We start from the raw sequence: 12472 nt of genomic DNA, 5'->3' as shown, positions 1-12472 counted from the left end.
AAAGATACAGCATCGCTTTCATCTACCCTCACGGGCATTATAATCTGATGCCGATGGTATAGGGAGTCATGTCGAGGCCATTCTTGAACATGCTTTTGAAGGCGTAAGAACCGTAAATACTGAAATACCCCAAATTCAGCTCCCCTACATAAGCCAATTTCCAAGGATTCAGGTTAAAGTTATTTTTCAGTTTTTCTTTTCCCTCATCCGATGTAATGGTTTTGTTTCGTGCGCTATATAGATAAGCAATACTGATACCGGCACTGAACCCCCATTCTTTTCCTTTATCCACCTTCACGCCGCACCCTGAATGTTTTTCATTAGATGCGAAACGATTGCTCGGATTTCCAAAATTAACATTTAGCATAATGGGTAGATTTACATAATCCGCGGCCAGTTTGTTTTTCCGATAGGTACGATCGGCGGTATTATCCCAAGAAACATAGGGTTGATTTTTATTAAAACGAATAGGATTGGTATAACGATAATTATTCAGTTCAAGCCCCAATGCATATTTAAGGTTAAGATGCGTATGAATCAGATTGATCTTTTGCTGAAAAACCCAGATGTTTACATTTATAGACTTCCCGTTCTTCAAATCAAACCACTCTGTATTGCTTCCTGGCGCAAAAGCCTGTGCTTCGGCACTATTGTAATCTGTATGGTCTGAAAAATTGGCAAAGCCTAAATCAAAACCCGAAAACCAGCTGGTTTTTACTCTTACTGGACGTTTGTATACTTCCTTCTCAGTAGTTCTATCTGATGAACTTTCTATTTTCACTTCAACACTTACTTTGGTAGAATCAACTTGCCCATAAGCAACAGTTGCAAAAAGCAACATTATTGTCATCACACTAAAATAAATACGCATATACACTGTTTTTATTTTTCTGTATTCCTAAGGTTAGTAATATTTACTGCGAATCCGGCGATAATTACCTCATCCTCGCCATTGGTTAAAATATCCAAGGCCCGATTTTTAATATTTTTACCAAGATTTTTAATCAAAGATTTTTTCTTCTTAGAGGTAGTAACCTCCTGCGGCGATGAGGGAATGATATCTGAATGCACTATCGCAATGCTTTCTCGATCTATATCTACGGCAGGTGTAACATCTAGAGCAAGGCTCTCCGGTTCTTTTACTCGGTGAATATCGGGAGCATCTTTCACAACTGCTGTTAGACCATATAGTGGGTCCTGTACTTCGATGTTTTCTTGCTCCCTAACAATTGCAGTGCCTACCTTACTGCTCTTTTCCTGAAGTATTGTAGATTGCGGCACATCCGTAGAACCACCTTTTATATTTCGCTGCTCTTGACTGTGAACTAGCTGGGTGTGGGGTGAAACGGCTATTGCTAACTTATTGAAACCAGTAGGTACGGTATCTTTTGTAAAAAGATGTTCCTCTGATCTGCTCTGCTGTGATTTAGCAGCGAGAGGGACCGCTTCCTCTTGTTTTCCATAAAAGGTAAAATAGATTGCTAACAATACTCCTGCAAAAACAGCGGCTACTGCAATTTTCAGCCATGTAGAAGATAAATGACTAACAGGAGCTTTTTTATAAAGTTTCTCTTTATGGGGACAAGTTATCGATAGATCCGGTTGTAGATATACTTTTTGTAACTCCTGTAGCGGTTGCGCATCGCCCTGCTCCAGCACTGCTTCAACCCACAGTTTATCTTCCTGAGATAGCTCACCGTCCAGATATAGCATTAGCGTTTCGTCGCTTACTTTCAGCAACTTATTCTTGGCCGGGTACACTATCTCCTCATCCGGTTGCTGCACGGTAGCTTTGAGGATACCCAGCTCCCGCTCCAAATACGGATGGCGGCTTAAAAATTCATACAAAGCTTTCCGCTGCCCGACATCCCTGAGCTCACCGTCCACTAGTAGTAAAAACCAGTGTTCGTAATTATCAATATTGATATCTGTAAGCTCCTTCACTATAACACGTTTTCCATTTTAACAATATACGCTTTCAACTGCAAGCGTGCACGGTGCAGATATACTTTCACCTGACTTTCACTCAAACCTGTAATGCCACCTATTTCTTCATAACTATACCCCTCGTAATCTTTCAATAACACTAACGCTTTCTTCGTTGCATCCAATTTTTCCAAAGCATGATGAAGGGCATCCTTTAGGTTGGCAGGCGGATGTACGGTACGAGTTTCATGTGTTTCCACTTCTTCTACAAAACTCATTTTTTTGTTCTTCCGAATCCAGTCAATCATTTTCCGATAGGCAATAGTATACAGAAGCGATTTTGCTGTTTCCGGAATAACCGTACTGCGCAACTTCCACAATTCTTCAAAAGCAGACTGCACCACATCTTCGGCATCAGCCTCATTCTTCAGGCTTTTTAGAACAAAACGGTAGAGCCCATCCGCATAATCCCGTACGCAATTATTATACTCCCGTTCTGTCATGATAGCCTGATTTCCTAATTGTCTTTAATACTAATACGGCTAAGGGATGTAAAAAGTTACAGGGAGGGGATTTTTTTTATCGAAGGATCATCTGTCGGTCAGCATCTAGGCGTATGAGTATAAAAAGCAGTATCGAAAAAGTTAGCAAGGATGTACCGCCATAGCTGATCAGAGGCAACGGAATTCCAATTACCGGCGCTAGTCCTATCGCCATTCCTATATTAATAGCAATATGAAAGAAAAATACGGAGGCGACTCCATAAGCATAACAGCGACTAAATACACTGCGCTGCCTTTCTGCAATGGTTACAATACGAAATAATAAAAACAAGTAAAGCCCCAACAATACCACACTTCCTACAAATCCAAAACCCTCACCAATGGTATCGAATATAAAGTCAGTTCGCTGTTCGGGCACAAATCCATACCGGGTTTGAGTACCGTTTAGCAGTCCTTTTCCCCATAATCCGCCGCTACCTACAGCAATTTTGGATTGTTTTACATTATAATCCGCAGTATTTAGTTGTTTACCGGTTTTTTCATCAATCTTCACCTCGGACTTCAGATATTCTTCCGGAATATCTTTTCCGATGGTACTGAAAATACGTTCTACTTGGTGCTTTTCAAATACATGCGTGAACAAGAAGGGCACCCCGAACCGTTGAATACCCACACATACTACCCATATCAGTATAATTCGCACCAATATAGCCTTGTTACGCTTGATCTGCCTTCTACTAAACAAAATTACCAGCCCAGCTATCACTGTAAGAATTAGAGCCAACACATTTTTATCCAGCAGTAGGGTTGCCACTATTAGCACGCCAATTCCAATGCCCGTAACAATATAAACAGCGGGTAGGCCTTCTCGGTACATAACTAGAAAAAAAGCAAAGAACACCAGTGCAAGCCCCGTTTCCTTTTGAAATATTGTAATAACGGCTGGTGTGAGCGTAAGTGCCGCGGCAATTAATTGGGATTTGGGTTTGGAAAAGTCCATCTCGGGCAAAGAAAGATATTTAGCCAGTGCCAGCGCCACCGTAATTTTACAAAATTCCGCAGGCTGAAACTGAAAACCTCCGAAACGGATAATGGACTCCGTTCCCTTCACCGAAGAGTGAAAGGGGAACACCAACAACAGCAATATAATTCCTCCTGCATAGCATAAATTAGCGGTTGCGGGAAAAAATTTACTGTCAGTCAGCAAAATAAAAAGTCCCAGTACTAGAGCTACACAGGCAAAATAAAACTGCTTGCTGTAATCTGTCTTATATCCGAGAAAACTCTGTAATATCGGGTCGCCTTCCTTATAAGTAACAGCAAAAATAGCCATGAGTCCGATGGACACCAGCAACAGATATAAAATGATTAACACTATATCTATCCCCTTTGATATTTTGACGTTTTGCTGACTCATGCTAATTATGAATAGTATTCGTTACTTTGAAAACATATGGTCTGGGATTACTCACAATCGCTACCCAATTTTCCTTGCGCACTGGCAACGGCAGCTTTTCTTGCTGTTCCTGTTGCTTTTCTTTATTGTTAGCGGCCTTTAACTGCTTAGGCTGTGATGAAGTCGATGCAGAGGTATCTTTCTTTTGACTTCCTTTTATAAATTGTTTTATACGTGAACTGTCACCATAAGCTTTTAACCATTCGACAGCCCTTACCGAGTCCGTATAATACTGCAAACGAGGAATGTAAGGAGGTAAGATATTAGCCTTTGAAATCCGCTCCAAATCGGCCTTGCTTTTGGGCGTCAATGAATCCAGCAAATACTGCTCCATCAAAATACGGGCAATAGGTCCAGCCCAGGTAGCTCCGTATCCGGCATTTTCCACTACTACAGCCACACAAATTTTAGGGTCATCCTTGGGAGCGAAACATACGAACATGGAGTTATCCTTCAAGGTCCATCTTTTCCCGGCTACATACCTTGAGTTTTGTGCGGTACCGGTTTTGGCACATACCTCAATACCCGGAATATTCGCCACCCTTGCAGTACCGTGTAATACCACATCGTGCATACCATTAATTACCGCGTTGTAAGCAGAGTCGGAAATATGCGTAAGCACATCATGCCTTTGTCTGTATTTATTCATGAAGACGCTATCTTCCGGAGTTTCATTCTCAATACTGTCTACAAAATGTGGCGTGTAGTAATAACCTTTATTGGCAATAATGCACATGCTATTGGCCAGTTGCAGCGGTGTAGCCGTCATTTTATCCTGTCCGATACCTAAGGTAAGATTGGTACAGGAGCTCCAAGAGCCCTTATATTCCTTATCATAGTCAGCTACTGTGGGAATATTGGCCTTATCCTCGCTAGGTAAATCAATACCCAATCTAACGCCGAGCCCGAAATTGTGCATATAATCTTCCCACACTTCAAAACCTTTTTTAGTATTTCCGATACGAGGATTATCTATCGTTTTCCTATAAATATCTACAAAATAGGAATTGCAGGAATTGGCAATAGCCCGACGAAGATTAGCAGCGTGGCCACCCCCGGCATGGGTACAAGCGGGCTTCCCGGTACCACAATTGTAATAACGGCCTCCACAAGGGAAACCGAATGAGGGGGTAATAATACCCTGATCCAAAGCAACAAGTGCCCCTAAAGGCTTAAAAGTTGAGCCCGGGGGGTATTGTCCTTTTATGGCCCTGTTAAGCAATGGCCCCTTCACATCGAGGAGTAAACGACTGTAATTTTTATTTTTTTCAGTGCCGGTAAGATCGTTAGGGTCAAACAAAGGGCCTGAGGCCATAGCCAATATCCCGCCGGTTTTGGGGTCGATGGCAACGACCGCACCCATTTTATTATCTATAAGTTTTTCCGCCAATATCTGCAGATCCACATCAATAAAAGTCTTCAAACCACGACCTGCTATTGCAATTGTATCAAATGCACCGTTCTCATAGCTACCTACAAGCCGGTTACGATTGTCTTTAATCATATACTGCACCCCACGCTGGCCCATCAGCACCTTTTCATAAGTATATTCCAACCCGCTTTTACCCCGATAATCGCCCATACGGTAAAACCCGCCCGAGAGCTCAATATCTTTGGGCGAAACTTCTCCTACATAACCTAGAAAATGTGCTCCTACATTATAAGGGTATGTACGCACAGGACGTTCCTGCAATGCAAAGCCCGGAAATTTCCAGCTATTTTCCTCAAAACGTGCCTGAAGTTCGGGTGTTAAAAGAGACATGAAAATAGAAGGCCTTACTCTTGTATTCTTGATAATAGCCTCCACGATTTTCTGTCGGAAAGTGGCTGTATCGATCTCCATCAACCGGCAAAAGGCCATGGTATCGATATGTTTTACCTCAGCAGGTGTTACCATCAGGTCATACATGATGGTATTGTTCAGTATAGGGCGACCTTTGCGATCGTAGATAATGCCTCTCTCGGGGTAAACAATTTTCTCAAAAATGGCATTATCTCTGGCTAGTTTATGGTATTTACTACTCAGTATTTGCAAATTCACTAACTGTCCCAGTATCAGCAAGAATACTGAAAGAAAAATTGCCCGAATAATATAACTCCTGGAACGATTAAACACGGACATAGAATAAGGTATGGGAGATTTTTAAGGTTATTTGCAAATATGTTGCAAAGGTATTGTGCCCGCCCATACTTTTACAATTTTATCCCAAAATATTTACTAAAAGAAAATTAAACTGTGTTGGTTCTGTATCTGAGCTTGCGGGGGAAGATGAGCTCGGCGATAATAATCATCAAAAGACTGATAGCTGTGGTCACAAAAATTTTCATTAAGAACACTATAAAAGAACCAAACGACAGCCAGGCCAGAAAAAGCAGATAGAAATTATGACAAAATGAGAGAATTAATGCATACAGTAGATAGGAAGTCCAGCCCATAGCTTTCGGGGAAGGCTCTTTACTACTATACTCTGCAGCTTCTTTGGGTGAAAGCAAATGAATGATAAATGGTCGCAAATAAGCTATCAACACACATGCCGCTGCATGCAAACCCGGGGTAATTGAATAGTAATCGATGGATAAGCCTAGAAAAAAGCCTAAAATAAGCAACCAACCTCGCTTGATATAAAAGGGCAGCCACAAAATGTATAAGAAATACAGATAAGGTGTTATCAGTTCGTGTAATAGCGGCATTTTGTTTAAAATGTATACCTGCAAAAACACAAACAGTATAAAACGTATTGTATTTCTTACCAAATCACTCATTAATTCGCCGGTTTTTTATCTATGAGATTCCGGGTTTGCTGGTCCAGCCCCTCTTGCGTTCTCATACTCACATTTTCCACCACAAATACCTGCTGTACATTGGTCAGATTTGCTGTAGGCTTCACTTTCAGTATAAGAAAATTGCTGGATTTATCGATTAAAACTTTTGAAACCGTACCTACCAGTTGCTCCGGCGGATAACTGAGAGAATAGTTTCCGGTAACAATGGTATCACCTACCCGTACAGAGTCGGTTTTGGGAATATTAGTCAAGGTAAGCTCCTGAGGCGACTTACCGTCCCAACTAAGCATGCCGGCACTGCCGGTTCTTTTCAATTGTACATTAAATTTATTGACCACATTCAGTAGGCTCATCACCTGACTGAAGTTTTCGCCGGTATTCACCACCTTTCCTACCAGTCCACCGTTTGAACTAAACACGCCCATATCATCGGCAATTCCGGAGCTGCTTCCACGGTTGATCTGGAGATAATTTTTATCACTGTTTACCGTACTGTACAATACCTGTGCACTACGCCATACATACTGCTTTTGTATAGCGGGGTTGCCCAGTAAAGAATCGGAAAGCGCTATCGTACCGGTATCTACTCTTACAAAATTCTGACGAAGCAAATTCACAAGGGAATCGTTCATCTGGTGTACACGACGGTTTTCCTCCCGCAGGGAGAAAAAATCTTCGAAATAATTATACTTCTGGTTAAAATACGAGGTAATGCTTCCTGCAATTCCCAACCCTTTGGCTCTGTGCGACCTATTATAGGTAAAAAGCAGGGAGAGGCAAAGAACTTGCAGAATTATAAACAGTATAAATACTGAAGACCGTCGGATGAACAAAAATATATTACGCATTGCCCCAACCCCCTGGGGGGATTTTTTTGAATACTTACAATGGTGGATAAAGCGTCGCTCTATTAACGCATTACAAACGGATATTTATCGTAGTTCTGTAATGCAATACCGGTGCCCCTTACTACACTTTTCAGTGGATCATCGGCAATATGTACGGGAAGCTTTATTTTTTGACTTAATCTTTTATCCAAACCACGCAGCAAGGCTCCTCCACCTGTGAGATAAAGACCTCTCCGGTAAATATCGCTAGCAAGTTCAGGGGGTGTTTGTTCCAGAGCCTTTAAAATAGCCTCTTCTATCTTAAAAATGCTTTTATCCAATGCTTCAGCTATCTCCTGATAGCTAACCATTATTTGCTTGGGAATACCGGTTACTAAATCACGACCGTTTACAGGTATATCATCCGGTGGGTTATCGAGATCTTTGGTTGCTGCACCTATCTGAATTTTAATTTGCTCGGCAGTGCGCTCCCCAATCAGCAAGCTATGATACCTTCTCAACGCTTCCATGATATCAGCAGTGAACTCATCTCCTGCGATACGGATACTTTGGTCGCATACAATTCCAGCCAAGGCAATTACCGTAATACCAGTAGTGCCTCCGCCTATATCGATAATCATGTTCCCTACCGGCTCTTCCACATCAATCCCAATACCCAACGCTGCCGCCATAGGCTCATGAATCAAATACACTTCTTTGGCACCGGCTTGCTCAGCACTATCTCTTACTGCCCGCTTCTCTACTTCGGTGATAGAAGAAGGAATACAGATCATCATTCTCCAGCTAGGTGGAAAAAGCGGCTTTTTGGGGTATACTAATTTGATGAGCTCGCGAATCATCAGCTCAGCCGCATTAAAGTCGGCAATTACTCCATCTTTCAATGGCCTTACGGTGCGGATGCTTTCATGGGTTTTTTCGTGCATCATCAATGCCCGCTTACCAACCGCGAGCACTTCTTTAGGATTGTTGCGATTAAGCGCTACAATACTTGGCTCATTTACAGCCACTTGATCATTATGTATAATAAGGGTATTTGCAGTACCCAAATCCATTGCAATTTCCTGTGTAAACCAGTTAAAAAGTCCCATTCTTATATATATTCAAAATATGTTGGCAAAGGTGGAGTAATTTCACGAAAGTAACAAAGCAAAACTATAAATACACCAGATTTTACTCACCAAAATTTTATTAACACTCTCTTGATAAATACTCGCCCTGGCACCATTTTCATACCAGATTTTATAAGTAGAAATAGTATTGTGCAATTTTTAGGAAATATTAGCTATTTTTAAACGCTCTAAAATTAGGAAAATAAAAAATGTATTTCTAACATTTAATGCAAATAGCATTAAATGGATTGACTTTTTTTCATTACGTTTGCTACTAAACTTTTTACGATGGCTTTAAAAGATATTCAATCAACAGGAAGTAAAGACACAAGAAGCGGATTCGGTGATGGTATAGTAGAAGCTGCCCGCAACAATGAAAATATCGTGGCACTTACTGCTGATCTGCTGGGATCAATGAAATTAAATCAATTCGTTAAAGAATTTCCAGATAGATTTATTCAGTGCGGTATTGCCGAAGCGAACATGATGGGTATCGCAGCAGGCCTAGCCATAGGAGGAAAAATTCCTTTCACAACCACATTCGCTAACTTCAGTACCGGCCGTGTATACGACCAGATACGTCAATCTATTGCCTACAGTGGTAAAAACGTAAAAATTTGTGCTTCTCACGCCGGTGTTACGTTGGGAGAAGATGGTGCCACTCACCAGATTTTGGAAGACATAGGTCTGATGAAAATGCTGCCGGGTATGACCGTAATCGTACCTTGCGATTATACACAAACCAAAGCAGCCACCAAGGCCATAGCCGCATACGAAGGACCTGTTTACTTGCGTTTCGGACGTCCTAGCTGGCCTATTTTTACCAAAGAAGAAGATTTTGTTATCGGAAAAGCTCAGTTTTTCTCTGAGGGTACCGATGTAACCATATTTGCCTGCGGTCACATGGTTTGGAACGCCATTCAAGCCGGCGCCATTCTGGAGGAAAAAGGCATCAGCGTGGAAGTAATTAATATCCACACCATTAAGCCATTAGATGAAGAGGCTGTCATCAATTCGATCAAGAAAACCAAATGTGCTGTAACCGCCGAAGAGCACAATATTATCGGGGGTATGGGTGATGTGATTGCCCAATGTGCAGCTAAACATTTTCCAATTCCTATCGAATTTGTGGGCACTAAAGACACCTTTGGTGAGAGTGGTACTCCTAAGGAACTTCTGAAGAAATACGGATTAGACGTTCCCGATATTGTAGCTGCCGCCGAAAGAGCTATTGCAAGAAAAGGTTAATATAATTTTCTTCCGATAAAACCCTATGGCATTTGCCCATAGGGTTTTTTATATGCCACTAAAAAATGCTAACGTCTTTGCTTTAAACCTTAGTGTCGAAAAATAGTCAATTTATAAGTTAGATGCATCAGCAAGGCCTTACAGATGAAGCCCTACTGGCTCTTTTTCGTGACGAACGCACGAAAGAGAAGGCTTTTTCCCTGATTGTATCTAAATACAAGGAAAAACTCTACTGGCATATAAGGCGACTGGTGGTGGTACACGAAGATGCAGATGATGTACTGCAAAATGTTTTTATAAAAATGTGGAAAGGCCTAGAGCATTTTCGCGAGGAAAGTAAATTATATACATGGCTATATCGCATAGCCACTAATGAAAGTATCACTTTTCTCCACAAGCAGCAAAAGGCACGCATCGTAGACCTGGGAGACACTTCAGACTTACAAAACAGTGTAAAAGCAGACCCCTATTTCGATGCTAGCAAACTGGAATGGAAATTGCAGTTAGCCATTCAAACATTACCCGAACAGCAAAGGCTCGTATTTTGTTTGCGATATTTCGACGAAATGCCGTACAATGAAATCAGCGAAATTCTGAGAGTTTCTACCGGATCGCTAAAAGCCAGCTACCATCATGCGGCTAAAAAAATTGAGGATTATTTGTTGCACCATTAAACTTTTTTATCATCAGTTTGTCTGATTTTGCAAATGGAAGAACGGGACAACATACCGAGTATTTTGATGAAGGTCAAAAACCCTCAACTTTCAGAGCCCCCTTACAGGGTTCCCACCCATTATTTTGAGAATTTGGAAAAAACACTTCTTGATAAAATAAAAGAAGAAGAAATAGAAAATGAATTAAAGACTTACCCATTACTAAAGAGTGTTTCGAGAGCAATGCCCTACGCTGTTCCAGATGGCTATTTTGGAAAAATAAAAGGCCAGCCGGACCGCCGCACCACTGTTATCCGATTACGTAGGTGGTGGGTAGCTGCTGCTGTTATTACAGCATTCATGATTATTACAGCCGTTTTCAAATTCTCCCGTAAGCATAATGAATTAGTGGCTGCATCCAGTTCTGACGCCGCCATTCAGTACGTAAGCGTGGATGAGCTTACAAGTTTTATTGATGCGGATATTGATAATATGCTAAATAGCGAAGATATTTCTGAAGGCAATACCTTATTTAAAAATATCAGCAACCAGGAGCTGCTGAACTTTTTAAATGAAACCAGTACCTATGATGGAATTTTAAACTGACAAAGATGAGATTCATTTTGTCCATACTAACCATTATATATTTATCCCTATCCGTAGCTGCTCAGTCTTCCCCAACAGACTCAGTAAGGATAAATGATTTATTTTTTACTTACGTTAGCAAAAACTTAACATTAAATAAATCCCAGGCATCCAGCCTTAAACCTCATGTGAATAAATATCTGCAGGAGCGCAGGAATGTAATAAAAGCTCATAAAGACCCACTGGAGCGAGAGCGTAAAATTGCAGACTTGAAAATTAAATACCGTAAACAATTTACGCCTATTATAGGAGTAGAAAAGGCCAATGCTTTCTTTGCCCAAGAGCAAAACTTTAGAAGACAGGTTCGAGAAGAATTACGCAAAAGAAAAAATAAAAGTTTAAACATTAATTAAGTAAAATTTTAGCTCAAAAATTTTTTTTGAATAATTGTATTTCTTACTTTTGCTCTTGGTGTTTTTCATAGGTTAGCAACGGCCAGCTCTTTTTAGGGCAGGCCCTTTTTATTTGTAGCAATTAATATACAGAGAAAGACCTCCTTAAAATTCAGTGTTTACTCATTGAATTGGTGTATAGGGGTTTTGATATCATGATAAAATAAAAACTTCCACCCCCCCTCAGCTCCTTCCTTCAGCCATTTTTCGCGCAATTGCATGGCTTTTTTGCCATCGAAATCATATTTAGCTGCAAAGCGAGTGCGCATTTGAGATAGTTGCGGTGCATCATCTCCTCCGAAAAAAGCAATCTCATCCCCGTCTTCTATCCATATTACCCGATGAAACTTAGAATGCGCTCCTGTTATTTCATAACGAATGCCTTCCCCTAATGTGCCTTGCTCTGCTTCAGACAGGACCACATTATCGGCAGACTTTAATAGCTCCAGCATTTCGGTATGATACGAGACTGAACCACCCTGCAGCGCATATTCTAATTCCTGCTTCTGGATATAATGCGTAGCGTTTTCAAAAGACAACTGCCCCGTATAAGGATTGATCAGCCCGCTTACATGGTCCTTATGCAGATGACTCATGATAACTTTGGTAATATCATCTGCATTTAGCCCATGTTCACTCAAGTTTTTAAATAATTGAAACTGCCCCTGCTCATTTTTTTGCCCCAGGCCGGTATCCAGTAGTATAATGTCATTGTCCGTAATGACCACGAAAGGTTGTATCTCCACCAACAAACTTCCGCGAGAACGGTCAGTCATAGCATCCTGTCCTACATGAAATGGCACAAATTTTTTTGTAGCGTCTACCGTAAAAGCACCTTCAGAAAGTGGAATAATTTTCATAAGCCCAAAAATAGCTGTTATTATTGAGCCTGGATTTATTAACAATGA

The 12472-nt window shown here is 41.0% G+C and carries 13 protein-coding genes; 4 read left to right on the top strand and 9 right to left on the bottom strand.

Translation table 11 applies throughout. The features are described 5' to 3' along the window. Positions 1-37: 37 nt before the first annotated feature. From PIECOFPK_RS05300 to PIECOFPK_RS05265, 8 genes are all read right to left on the bottom strand, one after another. Positions 38-871 carry a hypothetical protein gene (locus PIECOFPK_RS05300; RefSeq protein WP_330973373.1) on the bottom strand — a complete coding sequence of 278 codons (834 nt, stop codon included), beginning with the start codon at positions 869-871 and terminating at the stop codon, positions 38-40. 11 nt (positions 872-882) lie between these two features. Further along, positions 883-1944 carry a hypothetical protein gene (locus PIECOFPK_RS05295; RefSeq protein WP_409966678.1) on the bottom strand — a complete coding sequence of 354 codons (1062 nt, stop codon included), beginning with the start codon at positions 1942-1944 and terminating at the stop codon, positions 883-885. Beyond that, entirely contained in the window at positions 1944-2429 is a 486-nt protein-coding gene (locus tag PIECOFPK_RS05290) for an RNA polymerase sigma factor (protein WP_330973371.1), read from the bottom strand. Before PIECOFPK_RS05290 ends, PIECOFPK_RS05295 begins: the two co-directional genes overlap by 1 nt. A gap of 76 nt (positions 2430-2505) precedes the next feature. Then, positions 2506-3846 carry a rod shape-determining protein RodA gene (gene rodA / locus PIECOFPK_RS05285; protein ID WP_409966677.1) on the bottom strand — a complete coding sequence of 447 codons (1341 nt, stop codon included), beginning with the start codon at positions 3844-3846 and terminating at the stop codon, positions 2506-2508. 1 nt (position 3847) lies between these two features. After that, positions 3848-6007, bottom strand: a complete 2160-nt coding sequence (mrdA, locus tag PIECOFPK_RS05280) for a penicillin-binding protein 2 (RefSeq protein ID WP_330973369.1) — start codon at positions 6005-6007, stop codon at positions 3848-3850. Positions 6008-6114: 107 nt separating this feature from the next. Further along, positions 6115-6648: a rod shape-determining protein MreD gene (locus PIECOFPK_RS05275; protein WP_330973368.1), complete on the bottom strand. Its 534-nt coding sequence runs from the start codon at positions 6646-6648 to the stop codon at positions 6115-6117. After that, complete coding sequence (gene mreC, locus PIECOFPK_RS05270) at positions 6648-7301, bottom strand: rod shape-determining protein MreC (protein WP_330973367.1); 654 nt, start codon at positions 7299-7301, stop codon at positions 6648-6650. The genes PIECOFPK_RS05275 and mreC overlap by 1 nt, the downstream gene beginning before the upstream one ends. A 278-nt stretch (positions 7302-7579) precedes the next feature. Beyond that, positions 7580-8605 carry a rod shape-determining protein gene (locus tag PIECOFPK_RS05265; protein ID WP_330973366.1) on the bottom strand — a complete coding sequence of 342 codons (1026 nt, stop codon included), beginning with the start codon at positions 8603-8605 and terminating at the stop codon, positions 7580-7582. A gap of 309 nt (positions 8606-8914) precedes the next feature. Here PIECOFPK_RS05265 and PIECOFPK_RS05260 point away from each other — a divergent pair, with 309 nt between their 5' ends. The 4 genes from PIECOFPK_RS05260 (at position 8915) to PIECOFPK_RS05245 (ending at position 11525) form a co-directional block, all read left to right on the top strand. Beyond that, complete coding sequence (locus PIECOFPK_RS05260; RefSeq protein ID WP_330973365.1) at positions 8915-9874, top strand: transketolase family protein; 960 nt, start codon at positions 8915-8917, stop codon at positions 9872-9874. 122 nt (positions 9875-9996) lie between these two features. Beyond that, positions 9997-10548, top strand: a complete 552-nt coding sequence (locus PIECOFPK_RS05255; protein WP_330973364.1) for an RNA polymerase sigma factor — start codon at positions 9997-9999, stop codon at positions 10546-10548. A gap of 66 nt (positions 10549-10614) precedes the next feature. Continuing rightward, positions 10615-11133, top strand: a complete 519-nt coding sequence (locus PIECOFPK_RS05250) for a hypothetical protein (RefSeq protein ID WP_409966676.1) — start codon at positions 10615-10617, stop codon at positions 11131-11133. A gap of 5 nt (positions 11134-11138) precedes the next feature. After that, the gene (locus PIECOFPK_RS05245) at positions 11139-11525 is read left to right on the top strand and encodes a hypothetical protein (RefSeq protein WP_330973362.1); all 387 of its coding nucleotides are present in this window, start codon (positions 11139-11141) and stop codon (positions 11523-11525) included. Positions 11526-11683: 158 nt separating this feature from the next. Here PIECOFPK_RS05245 and PIECOFPK_RS05240 read toward each other — a convergent pair whose 3' ends face one another. Beyond that, a complete protein-coding gene (locus tag PIECOFPK_RS05240; RefSeq protein WP_409966675.1) occupies positions 11684-12424 on the bottom strand; it encodes an MBL fold metallo-hydrolase in 741 nt (246 codons plus the stop codon). Positions 12425-12472: the final 48 nt, after the last annotated feature.

The organism is Chitinophagaceae bacterium C216, assembly GCA_028485475.2.
GTDB lineage: Bacteria > Bacteroidota > Bacteroidia > Chitinophagales > Chitinophagaceae > Niabella > Niabella composti.
This window is presented reverse-complemented; position numbering and strand designations above follow the sequence as displayed.